This window comes from Candidatus Methylomirabilota bacterium (assembly GCA_035764725.1).
In the GTDB taxonomy this organism is placed as follows: domain Bacteria; phylum Methylomirabilota; class Methylomirabilia; order Rokubacteriales; family CSP1-6; genus DASRWT01.
In genome coordinates this window covers 1-19957 of the sequence record DASTYT010000144.1, presented here as the reverse complement: position 1 = coordinate 19957, position 19957 = coordinate 1, and the positions used below count along the sequence as shown (strand labels likewise).

The window sequence follows — 19957 nt, the reverse complement described above, 5'->3', positions numbered from 1 at the left end:
ACCTCCGAGCATGCTGAGCGAGCTGCGCCTCAAGAACCTCGCGGTCATCGAAGCGGTGACCGTCTCTCTCGGCCCAGGCCTCAACGCCGTCACCGGCGAGACGGGGGCGGGGAAGTCCATCGTGGTCGACGCAATCCTCCTCCTCATGGGCGCGCGCGCCCAGCCCGACCTCATCCGCACCGGCGCCGACAGCGCGACCATCGAGGCGGTGTTCGACCTCGAGCCCGAGGGCGCCGCGGCGGTGCTGCTGGAGGAGGCGGGGCACACCGCTCCGGACGGGATGCTCGTCATCAAGCGCGAGATCTCGCGCGCCGGCCGCCATCGGGTCTTCGTGAACGACTCACCGGCGACGGTCGCGCTTCTCGAGCGGCTCGGCGAAGCGCTGGTCGAGCTCCACGGTCAGCATGAGCATCAGCGCCTGATGGAGGCAGGCCGCCAGCTCGACCTCCTCGACCGTTATGCGGGCACGGAGGAGGCGCGGGAACGGGTGGCCGGGCGGGTGGCGGAGTGGGAAGGCGCGAGGGGCGAGCTCCGGCGCATCGCCGAGGAAGCGCGAGAGGGCAAGCGTCAGGAGGATCTCCTCAGGTTCCAGCTCTCGGAGATCGACGCCGTCCGGCTTCGGGAGGGCGAGGAGGACGAGCTGCGCGTCGAGCGCCGCCGCCTGCAGCACGCGGAGCGAATTGCCGCCGGACTCGCCGAAGTTACCGCGTTGCTCTACGACGACGAGCGCTCGGCCGCCGCGCGGCTCCAGCGTGCGGGCGCACTGCTCCGAGAGCTGGCCGGCTATGATCCGGAGCTCGGTGCCCCTGCGGCGGCCCTGGGCGAGGCCGAGGCCTATCTGGAGGACGCCATAGGCCGAGCCCGCGCCCTGCGGGACCGGGCCCCCTTCGATCCCGGGCGCCTCGCCGAGATCGACGAGCGCCTGGACGCCATCAGTCGCCTCAAGCGGAAGTACGGCGAGACCGCGGAGGCGGTGGGCGTCTACCGTGCGCAGATCGCGGCCTCGCTCGACCGGCTCGAGCGCCACGACGAGGTGGTGGCGGAGCTCGAGGGGCGTGTGGCCCGGACCGCCGAGGCGGCGGGGCAGGCCGCCCTCGAGCTGGCAGAGTCGCGCGCCGCCGCCGCGGGGCGCCTCGAGCGACAGGTTCAGAAGGAGCTACGCGGGCTCGGCATGGAACAAGCGCGCTTCCGCATCGGGCTTCGCCGGGATCCGGCGGCGGACGGCGATCTGGCGGCCGGGCCCGCCCGCTGGCGGGTGGGGCGGCGCGGAATCGACCATGCCGAGATGCTGTTCTCGGCGAATCCCGGCGAGGATCCGCGCCCGCTCGCCAAGGTAGTGTCGGGCGGCGAGCTCTCCCGCACCATGCTGGCGATACGCGCGGTGCTCTCCGTGGCGGGCGAGGTACCCACCATGGTGTTCGACGAGGTGGACGCCGGCATCGGGGGACGGGTGGCCGAGGTGGTGGGACAGAAGCTCGGCCAGATCGCCGCGGGGCGGCAGGTGCTCTGCGTCACGCATCTGGCGCCCATCGCGGTCTACGCCGACCACCATCTTCGGGTGGAGAAGACGGCGAGCCGTACCGCCACGCGGACCACGGTGACCACGCTCGACGGCGCCGCCCGCGTGGAGGAGCTGGCCCGCATGCTCGGCGGCGAGCGTGTCACCGAGACGACCCGCCGGGCCGCGCGGGAAATGCTCCGAGAGGCGCGTCGCGAAGGGCGGCGCGAGGGATAGTGTAAGATAGCGATTGACATGCTGAGTTCGGTCTTCCGCGCGGTCTTCGGCACCAAGCACGAGCGCGACGCCAAGCGCATGCGCCCCGCCGTCGACGCGATCAACGCGCTCGAGCCCACGATGCAGGCGCTCGACGACGCGGCGCTACGGGCCAAAACCGACGAGCTCCGCACGCGGCTCACCGACGGGGCCGAGCTCGACGACCTCCTTGAGGAGGCCTTTGCGGTGTGCCGGGAGGCGGCCCGCCGCACCGTGCGCATGCGGCACTTCGACGTGCAGCTCATGGGCGGCATGGTCCTGCATGAGGGGACGATCGCCGAGATGGCCACCGGTGAGGGCAAGACCCTCGTGGCGACTCTGCCCGCCTATCTGAACGCGCTCCCCGGCCTCGGCACCCACATCGTCACCGTCAATGACTATCTCGCCCGGCGCGACGCGCAGTGGATGGGGCCGATCTACCACGCGCTCGGTCTCACCGTGGGCGTGATCCAGCACGAGGTGTCGTATCTCTTCGATCCGACGTTCGTGCAGAGTGACATCCGGCTGGCTTCGCTCCGCCCGTGCACGCGCCGAGAGGCGTATCAGGCCGACATCACCTACGGCACCAACAACGAGTTCGGCTTCGACTACCTGCGCGACAACATGCGCTTCTCCCTCGAGGAGATGGTGCAGCGGGAGCACCACTACGCGATCGTCGACGAGGTCGACTCGATCCTCATCGACGAAGCGCGCACCCCGCTGATCATCTCGGGGCCGGCGGAAGGCTCGACGGACAAGTACTACAAGATCGACCGGATCATCCCGAAGCTCTCCCGAGCCGCGACCATCGTCGAGGGCAAGCTCTCCGAGATCGAGGCCACTGCCGAGGGCGACTACATTGTCGACGAGAAGTCGCGCGCGGTGTCCCTCACCGAGCAGGGGATCTCGCGCTGCGAAAAGCTCCTCGGCGTCGAGAACCTCTACGACCCCTCGCAGATGGAGCTCCTCCACCACATCCACCAAGCATTGAAGGCGCACGCGCTCTTCAAGAAGGATGTGGACTACGTCGTCAAGGACGGACAGGTCGTGATCGTCGACGAGTTCACCGGCCGGCTCATGCCGGGCCGACGCTGGTCCGACGGCCTCCACCAGGCAGTGGAAGCAAAGGAAGGTGTCAAGATCGAGTCGGAGAATCAGACGCTTGCAACGATCACCCTCCAAAACTACTTCAGGATGTACGATAAGCTTGCGGGGATGACCGGCACGGCGGCCACCGAGTCCGAGGAGTTCGCCAAGATCTATGAGCTGGACGTGACGGTGGTCCCCACCAATCGCCCGCTCACGCGCGTCAACCATGCCGACGTGGTCTACAAGACGGCGCGGGAGAAGTTCGAGGCGGTGTCCAACGAGATCGCCGAGCGGCACGCCAAGGGCCAGCCAGTGCTCGTGGGCACGGTGTCCATCGAGATCTCCGAGCACCTTTCCCGGCTCCTCAAGAAACGCGGCATCCCGCACCAGGTGCTCAACGCGAAGTACCACGAGCGGGAAGCCGAGATCGTGGCCCAGGCCGGGCGGGAGAAGTCGGTCACCATCGCCACCAACATGGCCGGCCGCGGCACCGACATCCTGCTCGGGGGCAACCCGGACTTCCTCGCCAAGGAGCTGGTCCGAAAGAAGGGGCTGGATCCCGCCACTGCGCCGCCCGCTGCCCGCGAAGCCGCCTGGACCGAGGCCAAGCGCCTGACCGATCCCGAGCACGACCGCGTGGTGAGCCTGGGAGGCCTGCACATCATCGGCACCGAGCGCCACGAGTCGCGCCGCATCGACAATCAGCTGCGCGGCCGCTCCGGCCGCCAGGGCGACCCCGGCTCCTCGCGCTTCTACCTCTCGCTCGAGGACGATCTCCTCCGGATCTTCGGCTCGGAGCGCATCCAGAAAATCATGGACCGCCTCGGCATGGAGGAAGGCGAGCCCATCGAGCACGGGATGGTGACTCGGGCCATCGGCACCGCGCAGAAGCGCGTGGAGACCCGGAACTTCGAGATCCGGAAGCACCTCCTCGAGTACGACGACGTCATGAACAAGCAGCGCGAGATCGTCTACGGCATGCGCCGGGAGATCCTGGAAGGGGAGAGCCAGGAAGAGACGGTGCTCGAGTGGATCGACGAGGTGGCGGCCGCCACGGTGGCGCGCTACGCGCCCGACGGGACGCATGCGGAGACGTGGGACGTGGCCGGGCTCAACGAGGCCCTGCATCGCCAGTTCGATTTCCGCCTGCCCGCCGAGCTCGACGTGACGGAGATGCGCGCCCCCGAGGAGCTCGTGGAGGAGGTCACCGAGCTCGCGGTGAAGTCCTACCGGGAGCGCGAGGCGCAAATGGGGCCGGAGATGTTCCATCGCCTCGAGCGGTGGATCGTGCTGGGCCTCCGCTGGGAGGACGGCGAGTTCCGCGGGATCGATCAGCTCTGGAAGGATCACCTCCTGAGCATGGATCACCTCAAGGAGGGCATCGGGCTTCGCGGCTACGGCCAGCGCGATCCACTCACCGAGTACAAGAAGGAAGCGTTCGACATGTTCCAGGAGATGGTCGACCGTCTGAAAGAAGTGGTCCTGGAGCAGCTCTTCAAGGTGCGCATGGTGCGCGAGGAGGCCGAGCCCGTACGTGTCGCGGCAGCCCCGGCGCCCGCCCCGCGCTGGCAGGAGAGCCACGGCGCCGCCGGCGACATCGGCGCCGGCCGCGCGCCAGCGGGACGCGAGGTGCGCGCCGTCAACGGCGCGAAGGTCGGCCGCAACGACCCGTGCCCGTGCGGCTCCGGCAAGAAATACAAGAAGTGCCACGCCCTCATGGGCGGCTAAGCGAGCGCCCCGCCGACATCTGGTAGCGCTCTCCGGCCACACCCCCCACGCCTGGGGTTTTTTTCTTGGTGGCCCGGCAACCCGTGTGGTAACAGTAAGTAGCGCCCGCGGGCGCATACATGCGGCTCGAACAGATCGTACTTCATGGCTTCAAGTCCTTCGCCGAGAAGTCGGAGGTTCGCGTCCTTCCCGGCATCACCTGCATCGTCGGTCCCAACGGCTGCGGCAAGTCGAACGTGGCCGACGCCATCCGGTGGGCGCTCGGCGAGCAGAGCCCCAAGACCCTCCGCGGCGCCAAGATGGAAGACGTCATCTTCCACGGTGCCGCCTCGCGGAAGTCGACCGGCATGGCCGAGGTCAGCCTCATCTTCGGGAACGACGGCGCGCTCGGGGTGCCCTGGAGTGAGGTCGCGGTGGCGCGGCGCCTCTACCGCACGGGGGAGAGCGAATACCTCCTGAACAAGTCGGTATGCCGCCTTCGCGACGTCCAGGATCTCTTCGCGGGCACCGGGGTCAATCCCAAGGCCTACGCGCTGATGGACCAGGAGCGGCTCAACCACGTGCTGACCGCAAAGCCGTGGGAGCGACGGGTCTTCATCGAGGAGGCGGCCGGGATCGCCCGCTACAAGCAGCAGCGCGCGGAGACCCAGGGCAAGCTCGACGCCACCCGTCAGAACCTGCAGCGCGTCCGCGACATTATGGACGAGGTGCGCCGCCAGCTCGGCTCGCTCGAGCGCCAGGCGCGGAAGGCCCAGCAGTACAAGGCGCTGCACGCCGAGAAGCAGGCGCTGGGCCTCGCCATGCTCGCCGCCGACTTCGCCGCCCTGACCGCGAAGCACGACGCGCTCGCCGTCGAGATGCAGCGGCTGCACCTCGAGCAGGAGGAGCGCGTCGTGCAACAGGCGGCGCTCCAGTCCCGCCAGGCGCTCCAGAGCGCCGCCATCCAGGAGACGGAGTTCCGGCTCGCCGACCTCCGGCAGCTCGTCCAGAAGATCCAGGGCGAGGCCGAGCGCCTGATCGAGCGCCGCGAGCAGCTGCTCGTGCAGATCCGCGAGCTCGATGAGGAGGACGGGCGGCTGGGCGGCGAGATCACCGCGATCGGCGAGCGCCGGGTCGCCCTGGGCGCTGAGCGCGAGGACAAGATTCGCGGGCTCGGGGAGGGGCGCGAGCGCCATGCCGACCGGATCGCGCGCCTGGCCGATCTCGAGGAGCGGGCCGCCGCCGCGCGCCTGGACGTGGACGCCCGACGCGCTCGGCTCGACACCCTCCGTCGTGAGCAGGTGACCGCGGCGGGCCGCCGCGCCGAGCTGACGCGTGAGGAGGGCGAGCTGCGCGAGCGCGGGCTCAACCGCGAGCGCGGGCTGGCCCGGTTGGCCGCGGAGGCGGCTCAGGCCGAGAGGGAAGCCGACGCGGTGGCCGCCCGCCGCTTCCGCGTCGAGGAGCGGCGTCAGGCCACCGGGCAGCAGCTCTCGCTGCTCGAGACCGAGCGGCGCCAGGTGCAAAGCGAGCGCGAGGCGGGCGAGGCCGCGCGCGAACGGACGCAGGTGGCCCTCGGCGATCGGCGGCTCGCCCTCGCCGCGCGCGAGTCTCAGCTGGAGGCGCTCGAGCAGCTCGAGCGCGAGCGTGAAGGATACGGGGCGGGTGTGCGCGCGGTGTTCGCGGCCAGCACGAGTGCGCTTCACGGCGTGGTGGGCACGGTCGCCGATCTCCTCGACGTCCCGACCGGGCTCGAGGCGGCGGTGGAGGGCGTGCTCGGTGACCGGCTCCAGTGGGTGGTGGTGGAGCGCTTCGAGCACGCGCGGGCGGCCCTCGGCTACCTCGAGCGCGAGAACGCAGGGCCGGCCACGTTCCTGCCGCTCGACACGCTGCCGTCCAATGGAGTGACGCCCGACGACTCGAGCGACGTCCGCTGGGCCTCGCGGCTCATCGGCGGTCCGCAGCCGGCACTGCTCCGCTATCTCCTCGGCCGGGTCGGCGTGGTCGACCACCTCGATCAGGCCGAGCGTCTGTGGCGGCGGAACGGCGTGGTCGCGACTTATGTGACGCCGGCCGGCGAGGTGCTCTCGCCGACCGGCCGGCTCACCGGCGGTCGCCGCGATGGAGATCGCGAGGCGCAGGAGCACTCACTGCTTCGCCGCAAGCGCGCCATCCGTCAGCTCCGCGACGAGGTCGCGGCCGGCGCGGTCGCCGTTGAGCAGGAGCGGGGGCAGCTCGAAGCGCTCGAGGCCATGCTCGGCGTCCTCCGGGAGCGCGAGTCGACGCTGGTCTCCTCCGTGCAGAGCCGGGAGGCGGAGCGGCTGACCGGTGACAAGGACCTCGAGGCCGCGCAGCGCGAGACGGACCGGCTCGAGCGCTATCTGGCCACGCTCGCCGCCGAGCACGCACAGATCGAGGCCGAGCACGTCGAGACGGCGCGGCGCATCGCCGAGGTGGGCGCGGCCCTCGCGGACGCGCGCGACCGCGAGGCGGGCTTCGAGGGCACCCTGAGCGCGCTGCGCGAGGAGGTGGAAGCGGCCGAGCGGGCGGACGCTGCGCTCGGAGCGGAAATCGGCGACCATCGCGTCGAGGTCGCCGCGGTGGCGGAGCGCGTCGAAGCCCTGGCCCGCGACATCGACCGGCTCGAGGAGCTGGGCCGCGAGGCCGGTGAGCGGCTGGACGGCGCGGTGCTACGCCGGGCGCAGCTCGCAGAGCGTCGTGCCGAGCTGGCCGCTGAGGTCGCGCGGGCCGACGCGCGCGCGCGCGAGGCCGTGCTCGATCGTGACCGCCTGGAAGGCGAGGTTCGCGCTGCCGCCGAGATCCACCAGTCTCAGGTGGCCGAGCGGCAAGCGGTCGACGGGGAGCTACGGCTGGCCGAGGCCGAGCGCCAGCGCCTGGTCGCCCGCATCCACGATCTGGAGCTGCAGGACACCGAAGGTCGGGTGCGCCGCGAGGAGCTGGTCCAGGAGGCGCGTCGGACCCACGGGGTAGACAGCCCGGAGGCGCTGCTCGCCGCGCACGGCCCCGAGCGCGACACGCTGGCCCTGCGTGATCGCCACGTCGACCTTAGCCAGAAGCTCGAGGCGATGGGGCCGGTGAACCTCGTCGCCGACGAGGAGTACCGCGAGCTGGAGGAGCGCCTGGGCTTCCTCCGCGCGCAGTACGACGACCTCACTGGCTCCATCAAGGACCTGGAGCGCGCGCTACGGGGCATGACGCGCACCGCCCAGGACCGATTCCAGGAGGCCTTCGATCAGGTCAACCGACACTTCGGCGAGATCTTCAGCCGCTTGTTCGAAGGCGGGCGGGCCGAGCTGCGCATGGTGGAGCCGGAGGAAGGCGACGACGACCCTCTCGAGCAGGGGGTGGAGCTCATGGCCCAGCCGCGCGGCAAGCGGCTGCAGGCCGTGACGCTCATGTCTGGTGGCGAGAAGGCGCTGACGGGCCTCGCGCTGCTGTTCGCAATCTTCTACTACCGACCGAGCCCGTTCTGCGTGCTCGACGAGGTCGACGCGCCCCTGGACGACGCCAACATCCACCGCTTCCTGCGGGTGCTGCGGGAGCTCTGCAGCCAGACGCAGTTCATCGTGATCACCCACAACCGAAAGACCATGGAAGCCGCGGACGTGCTCTACGGCGTGACCATGGAGGAGCCCGGCCTCTCCCGGCTCGTGTCCGTCCAGTTGACCGAAGCGTAACTTCGCCTCCTCGTTGACTGTTCCGCTCTTCGCGGCTTAGAGTAGCGGAGAGGCTTCCATGGGCTCCCTCGGCACATATCTGCGCGAGCTACGCTCGGCCAAGGACGTGTCCCTGGACGAGGTCACCCGCGCCACCCGCGTCGGCCGCGCGCACCTAGAGGCGCTCGAGGTCGAGGATCTGGCCTCCTTGCCGGCGCCGGTGTTCGTGAAGGGGTTCATTCGCGCCTACTGCGAGTTCCTCCAGACCGACCCGGGCGAGGCACTGTCGCGGTATCGCGAGCTGACCGGGGATCGATCGCACGCCGTCAGCACGGGCCATCTCGACGCGCGCGGCGCCGGCCTGGGGCGCGGCCCCGTCTTCGTGAGCGTGATCCTGCTCGTCGTGCTCGGCACGGCGCTCTTCATCCTCAACTCCGGGCGAGATTCGTCGTCACGCCTTACGCGCGCGCCTGTCGTGCCTGCGGTCGCCCCGGCCGCGCCACCCGCCGCCACCCCGATGCCCCGCGCCACCGAGGCCCCCGGCGCGCAGGAGGTGTCGACCGCGCCAGCCCCGACCCCCGTCGCGACGCCTGCGGCCCCGGCCGCCCCGCCTCCCGCGGCGACCTCGGTGCCGGCGGCCGCGACCGCCGCGCCGCCCCGCGGCGGTCAGCACCTGGTGGCCAAGGCGCTCGAGCCTACCTGGATCCGCGTGCAGATCGACGGGGTCCGGAGCGTGGAGGAACTCTTGCCCGCCGGGGCCACGCGCGAGTGGAGCGCGGAGAAGCGCTTCGTGCTCACGGTGGGAAATGCCGGCGGGATCTCGCTCGAGCTGAACGGCCGCCCGCTGCCGCCCATCGGCGCGCCGGGGGCGGTGATCCGCGAGCTCGTCCTCCCCGCCGACGGCGGCTGAGGATCTCATGAGCTTCTTCGGCTCCCTCGCCGACCGGTTCAAGGACGGCCTTCGGCGCTCGCGGCAGCTCTTCGACGAGGGCCTCGACACGCTGCTGGCCGCCGGACGCCCGGTCGACGAGGCTCTCCTCGAGGAGCTGGAGGAGATGCTCCTCACCGCGGACCTGGGAGCGGCGACCGCCGCGGAGTTCGTGGACCGCGTGCGCGCGGACGCAAAGCGTGGCCGGGTCAGCAACGCCGCCGACGTGCGCTCGCTCCTTCGCCGCCTCTTCGAGGAGACGCTCGAGCCCGCGGCCGCCCCGCTCGCTCTCGAAGGGCGACCCGCCGTCGCCCTCATGCTCGGCGTCAACGGCGCCGGCAAGACTACCACCACCGGCAAGCTCGCCGCGGCGCTCCGCGCGCAGGGGAAGTCGGTGGCCCTCGCCGCGGCCGATACGTTTCGCGCCGCCGCCATCGAGCAGCTCGAGGAGTGGGGCCGCCGGGCCGACGCGCCGGTGATCCGGCAGGCGGCCGGCGCCGATCCCGCCGCGGTGGTCTTCGACGCGGTGAAGGGGGCGGCGGCCCGCGGCACGGATGTGCTGCTCGTCGACACCGCGGGGCGCCTGCACACAAAGACCAACCTCATGGACGAGCTGTCGAAGCTCAAGCGAGTGATCGAGCGACAGCTCCCGGGCGCGCCGCAGGAATGCCTCATGGTGCTGGAAGCGCCGACGGGTCAGAACGGGCTCGCGCAGGCGCGGCTCTTCCACGAGGCGGTGGGGCTCACCGGGATCGTGCTCACCAAGCTCGACGGCACCGCCAAGGGCGGGATCGTGGTTCGCATCTGGCGCGAACTGGGCGTGCCGATCAAGCTGGTCGGGGTGGGGGAGAAGGTCGAGGACCTCCAACCGTTCGACGCCAAGGCCTTCGCCGCGGCGCTCCTGCCGGACGCATGAGCCCCGCGGCCGACGACGCGCACTGGATGGCGCGGGCGCTCGAGCTCGCGGCGCGTGGCCGCGGGCTCACCTCGCCGAATCCGATGGTGGGGGCGGTGGTGGTGACGGGCGGCGCGGTGGTCGGGGAGGGGTTCCACGCCGGCGCCGGCGGCCCGCACGCCGAGGTGATCGCGCTGGGCTCGGCGGGAGGCAGGGCGCGCGGCGCCACCCTTTACGTGACGCTCGAGCCCTGCAATCATCAGGGTCGCACGCCGCCCTGCGCGCCGGCCGTGATCGCGGCGGGGGTGACGCGTGTCGTGAGCGCGGTGCGCGATCCCAACCCGCGCGTGCCCGGCGGGGGCGCGGAGGCCCTGCGCGCGGCTGGCGTCGACGTGTCCGTCGGGGTCCGGGAGGACGAGGCGCGCGATCTCAACCGCGCGTTCTTCACGGCGATGGCCCGCCACCGTCCGCACGTGACTCTCAAGGCGGCGATGAGCCTCGACGGCAAGATCGCCGCGCACGACGGCGCCTCGCGCTGGATCACCGGTGAGGCCGCGCGGCGGGAGGCGCACCGCCTGCGCAGCGAGTCCGACGCGGTCGTGGTGGGCATCGGCACCGCGCTCGCCGACGACCCCGCGCTGGACGTGCGCCTGGGCCGGCCGTGGCCGCGCGAGCCCTGGCGCGTGGTCGTGGACAGTCAGGCGCGCCTGCCCCGCACCGCCCGTGTCCTCACGGCGGGCACGCCCGCTCGCGCGCTCGTCGCGGTGACCGACGCCGCGCCCTCGGAGCGGATCGCTGCGCTGGAGGCGACCGGCGCCGCCGTCCTCGCGTGCAAGAGCGCGGGCGGCCACGTGGATCTGGTCGATCTCGCCGGCCGCCTCTTCGCCCTCGACGTCATCGCCGTGCTCGTGGAAGGCGGGGCGGAACTCAACGCGGGCTTTCTCGCCGCCGACCTCGTGGACCGAGTCGCGGTGTTCGTCGCGCCGAAGCTCGTGGGCGGGCGCGGGGCGCCCACTCCGGTGGGCGGCCCGGGACGCGCCCTCGGCGACGCCGTCTCGCTCACCCGCGCGAGCGCTCTCGCGGTGGGCGACGACTGGCTCATCGAGGCCGACGTCATCCATCGCGAGGACGCGCGCTAGCCGTGTTCACCGGAATCGTCGAGGAGCTGGGGCGCGTCCTCGACCGTCGAGGGGCGCGCCTGGTCGTCGCGGCGGGCAAGGCCCTCGACGGCACGGATCTCGGGTCGAGCGTTGCCGTCAATGGCGTCTGCCTCACCGTGGTCGAGCGCGGCAGCGACGCGCTCGGCTTCGACATGGGACCGGAGACACTCACCATCACCACCCTCGGCGATCTGGTGGCGGGCGATCCCGTGAACCTCGAGCGTCCGCTGCGAATGGGGGACTTCCTGGGCGGCCACATCGTGCAGGGCCACGTCGACGGCATCGGCGTCGTGACCGCGGTGGAGCGCGCGGCGGACACCTCCCGGATCAGGGTAGAATGGCAGGACCCACGGCTCGCCCCGTACCTGATCGCGAAGGGCTCGGTGGCGGTGGACGGCGTGAGCCTGACGGTGGCGGCGCTCGAGGAGGGGGCGTTCGAGGTGATGGTGATCCCCCATACGCTCGCCGTCACGACGCTCGGGGCGACCCGGCGGGGACGGCGCGTGAATCTCGAGATGGACATGATCGGCAAGTACGTGCTGCGCGCGTGGAGCCTCGGCGGGCGACCCGCCGGAGAGCCGGGAGGGACTCGCTCGTGATCAGCAACCGTGGGGACGTGAGCGTCGGACAGTTCGCGACCATCGAGAACGCCATCGAGGAGATCCGCGCCGGCCGGATGCTGGTCGTCGTGGACGACGAGGATCGCGAGAATGAGGGCGACCTCGTCATGGCCGCGGATCGGGTTACCCCGGAGGCCATCAACTTCATGGCCCGGTACGGGCGCGGCCTCATCTGCGTGCCCATGCTCGGCGAGCGGCTGGACGAGCTCGAGATCGGCCTCATGGTGCGAGACAACACCGAGCCCCACGGCACCGCGTTCACCACCACCGTCGACGCGCGGCGGGGCGTCACCACCGGCATCTCTGCCTACGACCGGGCCGTCACCATCCGCACGCTGGTCGATCCCGCCTCGCGCCCCGAGGATCTGAACCGCCCCGGGCACATCTTTCCCCTCCGCGCGCTCCCCGGCGGCGTGCTGCGCCGGGCCGGCCACACCGAGGCGGCGGTGGACCTCGCCCGCATGGCGGGCTCCGCGCCCATGGGCGTGATCTGCGAGATCCTAGACGAGGAAGGCGGGATGGCGCGCCTGCCCGAGCTCTTCAAGACCGCGCGCACGCACGGGCTGATGGTCATCACGATCAAGGACCTCATCGAGTATCGGATGCAGAAGGAGAAGCTGGTCCGCCGCGCGGCAGAGACTCGCCTGCCCACCGAGTTCGGCGAGTTCCTGTGCATCGCCTACGACACCACCGTGGACGACCGCGTGCCGGTGGCCCTCGTCATGGGCGACGTGTCGGGGGACGCGCCGGTGCTGATGCGCGTCCACTCGGAGTGCCTCACCGGCGACGTGTTCGGCTCCGAGCGCTGCGACTGCGGCTCCCAGCTGCATCGCGCGCTCGCCATCATTGCCCGCGAAGGCCGCGGCGTGCTCGTGTACATGCGGCAGGAGGGGCGGGGGATCGGGCTCGTCAACAAGCTGCGCGCGTACGAGCTGCAGGACCAGGGCAAGGACACGGTCGAGGCCAACCATGCTCTCGGCTTCGGGGCGGATCTCCGTCACTACGGCATCGGCGCGCAAATCCTGGTGGACCTCGGCATCAGGAACCTCCGCTACCTGACCAACAACCCGAAAAAGATCGTCGGCATCGAGGGCTACGGCCTGCGCGTCGTCGAGCGCGTGCCGCTCGAGATCCCGCCTACCGACGCCAACCGCCGCTACCTCACCACCAAGCGTGAGAAGATGGGCCACCTCTTCTCGGCGTTCCCCGACTGAGATGGCGGGCCGCGCCCCCACGTCGCGGCCGCGCGAGGGTGTCGCCGGCGGCTCGGCCACGGCGCGCTTCGCCGTCGTCGCCGCCCGCTTCAACGAGGCGATCTCGAAGAAGCTCGCCGACGGCGCGGTGGCCGCCTTTACCGAGGCGGGCATCGGCGCCGGCCGCGTCGAGGTGCACTGGGTGCCCGGCTCCTTCGAACTTCCCCTCGCGGCGCTTACCCTCGCCAGATCGGGGCGGTTCGCCGGTGTCGCCTGCGTGGGTGTCGTCATCAAGGGTGGCACGCCCCACTTCGACTTCATCTGCCGTGAGGCGGCCGCGGGCATCCGCGAGGCGTCGCTCGCCACCGGCGTGCCCATCGGCTTCGGGGTGATCACCGCGCTCACCGAGGAGCAGGCGTGGGAGCGCGCGGGCGGCGCCGTCGGCAATCGCGGGGAGGAGGCCGCCCACGCCGTGCTCGAGATGGCGGAGTGGCTCCGTGGTCGCTCGCGTCCGCGGAGGCATTGAATGGGCAAGCGTCGCAAGTCCCGCGAGCTGGCCCTGCAGCTCCTCTACCAGCTGGATCTCCAGGAGGCGGCGAGCGCCGAGCCCTACTTCGACGAGTTCTGGGCCCGCCATCCGGTGGACGACGAGGTGCGGGCGTTCGTCGAGTCCCTCGTGCGGGGCACCACACTCCATCAGGAGAAGATAGACGAGGTCATCGCCCAGTACGCGGAGAACTGGGACATGGACCGCATGGCCGTGGTCGACCGCAACATCCTCCGCGCGGGCGTCTTCGAGCTCCTGTGGCGGGCCGACATCCCGCCGAAGGTCGCGATCAACGAGGCGCTCGAAGTCGCGAAGAAGTTCAGCACGCGCGAATCGAGCCGCTTCATCAACGGGCTCCTCGACCGCGTGCACAAAGAGCACCGGCCGCCCGACTAGCGGCCACGGTCCCCATCATCCGCTACGCCGTCCTGTCGGACATACACGCCAACCATCCCGCCTTGGACGCCGTGCTCGCCGACGCGGCCAGGGAGGGGGCGCGCGCCGTGCTGTGTCTCGGCGACCTCGTCGGCTACGGCGCGGACCCCGAGGCCTGCGTCGACATCGTGGGGGAGCGCGCGAGCGCGCTGGTGGGCGGCAATCACGAGCACGGCGTCGCCGGCCTCCTCGACCTCGCCTGGTTCAATCCGATGGCTCGTGCGGCCACGCTGTGGACGCGCGAGCAGCTGGCGCCCGACACGCTGGCCTGGCTCGGCGCGCGGCCCCTGACCGCCACCGTCGAGGACGCGACCCTCGTCCACGCGAGCCCGCATCGACCGGAGGAATGGGACTATCTCCTCTCCGCCGAGGAGGGGTTCGCGGTGTTCCAGGACTTCGCGACGCGCCTGTGCTTCGTGGGGCACTCGCACCGGCCCGGCGTCTGGTCGTTGGGCTCGAGCGGGCCCGAGCATGCGGCCACGTTCACCGCATGGCCGGTGGACGTGGCCCTCGAAGCCGGCCGGCGCTACCTGATCAATGTCGGCAGCGTGGGCCAGCCCCGCGACCGCGATCCCCGCGCGGCCTACGCGGTGTGGGACGTGGAGGCGCGGCGGGTCGACATCCGCCGCGTATCCTACGATCACCGGGAAGCCGCGCGCCGTATCCTCGCCGCGGGCCTGCCTCGCCTCCTCGCCGAGCGCCTCGCCGGTGGGTTCTGAGCGAGCACCCGGGCTCGCGCCGCCGATGGTGCGGGTGCCGGTGCTCATCGCCGGGGGCGTGCTGGGCGCCCTCGCGTATCCCGCGACGGACTGGTGGCCGCTCGCCTGGATCTGGCTCGTGCCCACGCTCGCCTGGGCGCTCGTCCTGCCGCCGCGCGCGGCGTTCCGCGAGGCGTGGCTCGAGGGCGCCGTGTTCTTCGTGGTCCTCCTCCGTTGGCTCGATCACACCTTCCGCCACTACAGCGCGATCCCGTGGCCGCTCACGTGGGGGCCCATCGCGCTGCTGGCCGGGTACTGTGCACTCTACGTCGGCCTCGCCGGGGCATGGGTGGCATGGACGCGGCCGCGCCTGGGACCGGGCTGGGCGCTCGCTACCGTGCCGCCCCTCTGGGTGGCCGGCGAGTGGCTGCGCGGGTGGCTCATGGACGGCTTTCCCTGGGGGCTCGCCGGATATTCGCAGCACGGCGTGCTGCCCGTGATCCAGATCGCGGAGCTCACCGGCGTCTACGGCGTGTCATTCCTTCTCGTCGCGGTGAACTGTGCGCTCGCGGCGGCAGTCCGTCTCGGCTGGCGCCGCGCGCTCCCGGGGATGGTTGCCGCCGGCGCCCTGGTCCTCGGCGCCCTGGCGTTCGGATGGAGCGCGCTCGCCGTGACACCTGCGCCGGGCACCCACGTGCGCATCGCGGTGATTCAGCCCAACATCGCCCAGACGCTCAAATGGGATCCCGAGCGGCACGCCGAGATCATGGACATCTACGAGGCCCTCACGCGAGAGGCGGCGCGCCCCGTGGACGTGGGCGACCCCACGTCGCGTCCGGCGGCGGTGCTCTGGCCGGAGACCGCGACCACCATCTTCCTCCGCGGAGACCCGGCGCTCCTGGGCCGGCTGACGCGCCTGTCCGCGGAGCTTCGGATGCCGCTCCTGGCCGGGTCAGTCGATCGTCGGGAGACCCCCCGGCCGCAATTCCTGAACAGCGCATTTTTCCTGACCGGACAAGGGATTAGGGCCAAGTATGATAAGATTCACCTGGTGCCGTTCGGGGAATATGTCCCCCTGGCCTGGCTCATCGGGTTCGTGCGGAGCTGGGCCGAGTTCATATCGGACTTCGGAGCGGGCACAGAGCCGGTGATCATGCCGCTCGAGGGCGCCCCGTTCGGCACGGTGATCTGCTACGAGGTCATCTTCCCGGAGCTGTTTCGCCGGGGCGTGATCGCGGGCGCGGCGTTCATGGCGAACATCACCAACGACGCCTGGTTCGGCGAGACGAGTGGGCCGTGGCAGCACTTGGGTACGGTGCCGCTGCGCGCGGTCGAGAATCGGGTGGCCATCGTCCGGGCGGCGAATACGGGCGTGTCGGCCTTCGTCGACCCCAGCGGACGGATTCGGCGCATGCTGCCGCTGGGCGAGCGCGGGGTGCTGGTGGATCGGGTGCCGCTGCGCCAGCGCGCGACGCTCTACGTGCGCTGGGGTGACTGGTTCGTGTATGCGTGTCTGGCGCTGGTCGGAGCGACGGCCGGCTTCACCTACTTCCGGAGGTCTTCGTGCTGAGCGAGCTGAAGCGGGACATGGCGGACGTGGAGCGGCGCCTCGACGATCTCCGAGGTCATCTTTGACCTGCCCGCCAAGGAAGCTCGCCTCGCCGCCATCGACGAGGAGATGTCGCGCCCGACGTTCTGGGACGACACGCGGCGCGCGCAGACCGTCGTCCAGGAGCGCGCCGAGCTCAACCGCACGGTAACCCGCTTCAAGGAGCTGACCACCCAGGCCGAGGAGGCGCGGCTCCTGTGGGAGATGGCCACCGAGGCTGGAGACGAGAGTCACGGGGCCGAGATCTCTGTGAGCCTGGCCGCCCTCCGCGACGCCATCGAGGCGTTCGAGATCAAGGTCATCCTCTCCGCGCCGCAGGACGGCAAGAACGCGATCCTCTCCATCCATCCCGGCGCGGGGGGCACCGAATCGCAGGACTGGGCGCAGATGCTCATGCGGATGTACCTGCGCTGGGCGGAGCGCGCGGGCTTCAAGGCCGAGGTGGTGGACCTCCTCCCCGGTGAAGAGGCGGGCATCAAGTCCGCCACCATCACGATGACGGGGGAGTATGCCTACGGCTACCTCAAGAGCGAGATCGGCGTGCACCGCCTCATCCGCATCTCGCCCTTCGACGCCTCCAAGCGCCGGCACACGTCGTTCGCGTCGGTGGCGGTGATCCCCGAGGTGGAAGATGTCGAAGTCGTGGTGCGCGACGACGAGATCCGGGTGGACGTGTATCGCTCGTCCGGCCCGGGCGGGCAGGGCGTCAACACCGCGGACTCCGCCGTGCGCATCACCCATTTGCCCACCGGCATCGTGGTCGCCTGCCAGAACGAGCGCTCGCAGCTCCGGAACCGTGACACCGCACTCCGCATCCTGCGGGCGCGCCTCTACCAGGTGTACGAGAAGAAGCAGCGGGAGGAGCTGGCCGAGCTGACCGGCGAGAAGAAGGAGATCGCGTTCGGCAGCCAGATCCGGACCTACACCTTCCACCCCTACCAGATCATCAAGGACCACCGCACCGGAGTGGAGGTCGGCAACGTGGAGGCGGTGATGGACGGCGACATCGATCCGTTCATCCGCGCCTTCTTGACCGGCGTGCGGGCGGCCAAGGGAAGCGAGTGAGCGCGATGGCCCAGCCTCCCGCTTCCGGCCCCGCCCCGGATACCAACGAGCTGATTCGCCGCCGCCACGAAAAGCTGGCCGCCCTCCGCGCGCGCGGCGTGGATCCCTTCGGCGGCCGGTTCCCCGTGTCGCACTGGGCGGGGGAGCTCGCCGCGCGCTTCGGGAGCGCGGCCGAGGACGAGCTCAAGAGCGCCGGGCCGGTGAGCCTGGCCGGGCGCATCGTCTCCTTCCGCGATCACGGCAAGACCTGCTTCGCCCATCTCCGCGACCGTACCGGCGCCATCCAGCTCTACGCGCGGGGTGACGCCCTCGGCGAACGCTTCGCCCTCTTCCGGGACCTCGACGTGGGCGACTTCGTCGGGGTGACCGGCGAGCTCATGCGGACGCGCACCGGCGAGCTCACGGTGGCGGTGAAGGAGCTCGAGTTCCTGGCGAAGTCGCTACGGCCGCTCCCGGCGAAGTGGCATGGGCTCAAGGACGTGGAGACGCGCTATCGGCGCCGCTACGTGGACCTCGTGGTGAACCCGCACGTGCGGGACACGTTCGTCCTCAAGAGCCGGATCATCCGGGAGATGCGGGCCTTCCTCGATGCGCGCGGCTTCCTCGAAGTCGAGACACCCATGATGCAGCCGATCCCCGGCGGGGCGACCGCCCGGCCCTTCGTCACGCATCACAATGCGCTCGACATGCCGCTGTACCTTCGCATCGCTCCCGAGCTCTACCTCAAGCGCCTGGTGGTGGGCGGGCTCGAGCGCGTCTACGAGATCAACCGCTCGTTCCGGAACGAGGGCGTGTCGACCCAGCACAACCCCGAGTTCACGATGCTCGAGTTCTACCAGGCCTACGCGGACTACAACGACCTCATGCAGCTCACCGAGGACTTATTCGTCCATCTCGGGCAGACGCTGCTGGGGCGCCTCGACTTCACGTATCAGGGCGAGGCGATCTCGCTCACCCCGCCGTGGCGGCGCCTGCCCTTCTTCGCCGCCATCGGCGACGCCCTCGGCGTGCCCGCGGCGCCGGACACGCCTGCGGAGACCCTCGCGCGGGCGGCGGCGGCCCGCGGGGTCCCGCTGGCGCCGGGGGGGACCGTAATCGACATCTGGCACGAGGTGTTCGACCGGCTGATCGAGCCGGGGCTCGCGCAGCCCACGTTCATCACCGACTTTCCCATCGAGCTCTCGCCCTTGTCGAAGCGGAAGCGTGAGGACCCCCGCCTAGTCGACCGCTTCGAGCTCTACGTGTGCCGGCGGGAGCTCGCCAACGCGTACTCCGAGCTCAATGATCCCATCGATCAACGCCAGCGATTCGTCGACCAGGAGGCGCAGCGCGCGCGGGGCGACGAGGAGGCGCAGTGGCTCGACGAGGACTACGTGCGCGCGCTCGAGTACGGGATGCCGCCGACCGCGGGGGAGGGAATCGGCATCGACCGCGTGGCCATGTTGTTCAGCGATTCGCCCTCCATCCGCGACGTGATCCTCTTCCCCCATCTCCGGCAGGAGCGCGCGGGCGGGCCGGGCGCGGCCGACGCGGACCGCGACGAGGACGGAGAGGCCTGATGCCGGGGCGGGGGCTGCCATTCGAGCTCTTCCTCGGCCTGAAATACCTGCGCGCGCGGGGGCAGCGGAGCAACCTCTCGCTGTTCGTGTGGATCGGCATCGGCGGCGTATTCCTGGGCGTGAGCGCGCTGATCGTCGTCCTCGCCACCATGACTGGCTTCCAGGACGGCATCAAGGAAAAGATCATCGCGGCCCAGCCGCACGTGCTCGTGGTGGAGGGCGGGGGGCGGGGCATGGCCGACGGGGCCGCGGTGGCGGCGCGCGTGGCCCCCGTCGAGGGCGTGCACTCCGCGACCCCGTTCGTGCTCCAGCAGGCCCTCTTCACCGCGCAGGGCGGCGGCGCGACCGGCGGCCTCCTCCGCGGCGCGGATCTGTCTTCGCCGGTGGTGCGGGCGACTCTCCAGCAGGCGCTGAAGGCGGGGAGCCTCGATCCCCTCCTCGCGGGCGGCGGCGAGCCCGCCCTCATCCTCGGCCGGGAGCTGGCGCGGACGCTCGGCGTGGTGCCGGGCGATCAGGTCACGGTGATCTCCCCGCAGGGTGCGATGACCGCGGTGGGGCTCGTGCCCAAGATGCGGCGCTTCACGGTGGCCGGCTACATCGAGATCGGGATGTACGAGCACGACGCCTCGCTCGCCTACACCACGCTCGCCGCCGCGCAGGAATTCGCGGGGCTGGGCGATCGGGTCACCGGCGTCGAGGTGAAGCTCGACGACCCTTTCGACGCCAAGGCGGTGGGCCGCCGCATCGCCGCCGCCGCGGGCGGGCCCTACTGGATCCGCGACTGGATGGACATGAACCGCAACCTCTTCGCCGCGCTCCAGCTCGAGAAACTCGCCCTGTTCGTCATCGTGACCATCATCGTGCTTGTGGCGGGCTTCGCGATTATCGGCCACCTCGTGCTCCTCGTGGCCGAGAAGCGGAAGGAGATCGGCATCCTCAAGGCGATGGGGGCGACCTCCGGCTCCATCGCGGTCGTGTTCCTCGCCGCCGGCATGCTGATCGGGCTGGTGGGCACGGTGGCGGGC

General features: G+C 70.9%; 15 protein-coding genes. All 15 read left to right on the top strand.

The window, feature by feature from the left end:
• Nucleotides 1–10 precede the first annotated feature (10 nt).
• On the top strand, nt 11–1735 hold the full coding sequence (gene recN / locus VFX14_23780) for a DNA repair protein RecN (GenBank protein HEU5192713.1): 1725 nt from the start codon (nt 11–13) through the stop codon (nt 1733–1735).
• 18 nt (nt 1736–1753) lie between these two features.
• Entirely contained in the window at nt 1754–4570 is a 2817-nt protein-coding gene (gene secA, locus VFX14_23775) for a preprotein translocase subunit SecA (protein HEU5192712.1), read from the top strand.
• A gap of 119 nt (nt 4571–4689) precedes the next feature.
• Nucleotides 4690–8244, top strand: coding sequence for a chromosome segregation protein SMC (smc, locus tag VFX14_23770; protein ID HEU5192711.1), 3555 nt, complete (start codon nt 4690–4692; stop codon nt 8242–8244).
• 58 nt (nt 8245–8302) lie between these two features.
• Nucleotides 8303–9133, top strand: coding sequence for a helix-turn-helix domain-containing protein (locus tag VFX14_23765; GenBank protein ID HEU5192710.1), 831 nt, complete (start codon nt 8303–8305; stop codon nt 9131–9133).
• 7 nt (nt 9134–9140) lie between these two features.
• Complete coding sequence (gene ftsY / locus VFX14_23760; protein HEU5192709.1) at nt 9141–10067, top strand: signal recognition particle-docking protein FtsY; 927 nt, start codon at nt 9141–9143, stop codon at nt 10065–10067.
• Nucleotides 10064–11185 (top strand): bifunctional diaminohydroxyphosphoribosylaminopyrimidine deaminase/5-amino-6-(5-phosphoribosylamino)uracil reductase RibD, encoded by a 1122-nt coding sequence (gene ribD, locus VFX14_23755; protein ID HEU5192708.1) that lies wholly within the window; start codon nt 10064–10066, stop codon nt 11183–11185. Before ftsY ends, ribD begins: the two co-directional genes overlap by 4 nt.
• Before the next feature lie 2 nt (nt 11186–11187).
• Complete coding sequence (locus VFX14_23750) at nt 11188–11805, top strand: riboflavin synthase (protein ID HEU5192707.1); 618 nt, start codon at nt 11188–11190, stop codon at nt 11803–11805.
• Nucleotides 11802–13040 (top strand): bifunctional 3,4-dihydroxy-2-butanone-4-phosphate synthase/GTP cyclohydrolase II, encoded by a 1239-nt coding sequence (locus tag VFX14_23745; GenBank protein ID HEU5192706.1) that lies wholly within the window; start codon nt 11802–11804, stop codon nt 13038–13040. The genes VFX14_23750 and VFX14_23745 overlap by 4 nt, the downstream gene beginning before the upstream one ends.
• A gap of 1 nt (nt 13041) precedes the next feature.
• Complete coding sequence (gene ribH / locus VFX14_23740; protein ID HEU5192705.1) at nt 13042–13545, top strand: 6,7-dimethyl-8-ribityllumazine synthase; 504 nt, start codon at nt 13042–13044, stop codon at nt 13543–13545.
• Entirely contained in the window at nt 13546–13962 is a 417-nt protein-coding gene (gene nusB, locus VFX14_23735) for a transcription antitermination factor NusB (GenBank protein HEU5192704.1), read from the top strand.
• The gene (locus VFX14_23730) at nt 13899–14720 is read left to right on the top strand and encodes a metallophosphoesterase (GenBank protein HEU5192703.1); all 822 of its coding nucleotides are present in this window, start codon (nt 13899–13901) and stop codon (nt 14718–14720) included. Before nusB ends, VFX14_23730 begins: the two co-directional genes overlap by 64 nt.
• A 34-nt stretch (nt 14721–14754) precedes the next feature.
• Nucleotides 14755–16269 carry an apolipoprotein N-acyltransferase gene (gene lnt, locus VFX14_23725; GenBank protein HEU5192702.1) on the top strand — a complete coding sequence of 505 codons (1515 nt, stop codon included), beginning with the start codon at nt 14755–14757 and terminating at the stop codon, nt 16267–16269.
• Between the two features lie 17 nt (nt 16270–16286).
• Nucleotides 16287–17373, top strand: a protein-coding gene (prfB, locus tag VFX14_23720; protein HEU5192701.1) for a peptide chain release factor 2 whose coding sequence is annotated in 2 segments (ribosomal slippage) — nt 16287–16331 and nt 16333–17373 — 1086 coding nt in all. Because the reading frame shifts where the segments join, the coding sequence is not laid out codon by codon here.
• A gap of 5 nt (nt 17374–17378) precedes the next feature.
• The gene (lysS, locus tag VFX14_23715) at nt 17379–18932 is read left to right on the top strand and encodes a lysine--tRNA ligase (GenBank protein ID HEU5192700.1); all 1554 of its coding nucleotides are present in this window, start codon (nt 17379–17381) and stop codon (nt 18930–18932) included.
• Nucleotides 18932–19957, top strand: a 1026-nt coding sequence (locus VFX14_23710; protein ID HEU5192699.1) for an ABC transporter permease, incomplete at its 3' end; no start/stop codon positions are given. The genes lysS and VFX14_23710, both read left to right, overlap by 1 nt.

Bases quoted from the DNA above. Each gene is read 5' to 3' on its own strand.
- recN (HEU5192713.1), top strand. From the start codon at position 11: ATGCTGAGCGAGCTGCGCCTCAAGAACCTCGCGGTCATCGAAGCGGTG.
- secA (HEU5192712.1), top strand. From the start codon at position 1,754: ATGCTGAGTTCGGTCTTCCGCGCGGTCTTCGGCACCAAGCACGAGCGC.
- smc (HEU5192711.1), top strand. From the start codon at position 4,690: ATGCGGCTCGAACAGATCGTACTTCATGGCTTCAAGTCCTTCGCCGAG.
- VFX14_23765 (HEU5192710.1), top strand. From the start codon at position 8,303: ATGGGCTCCCTCGGCACATATCTGCGCGAGCTACGCTCGGCCAAGGAC.
- ftsY (HEU5192709.1), top strand. From the start codon at position 9,141: ATGAGCTTCTTCGGCTCCCTCGCCGACCGGTTCAAGGACGGCCTTCGG.
- ribD (HEU5192708.1), top strand. From the start codon at position 10,064: ATGAGCCCCGCGGCCGACGACGCGCACTGGATGGCGCGGGCGCTCGAG.
- ribH (HEU5192705.1), top strand. From the start codon at position 13,042: ATGGCGGGCCGCGCCCCCACGTCGCGGCCGCGCGAGGGTGTCGCCGGC.
- nusB (HEU5192704.1), top strand. From the start codon at position 13,546: ATGGGCAAGCGTCGCAAGTCCCGCGAGCTGGCCCTGCAGCTCCTCTAC.
- lysS (HEU5192700.1), top strand. From the start codon at position 17,379: ATGGCCCAGCCTCCCGCTTCCGGCCCCGCCCCGGATACCAACGAGCTG.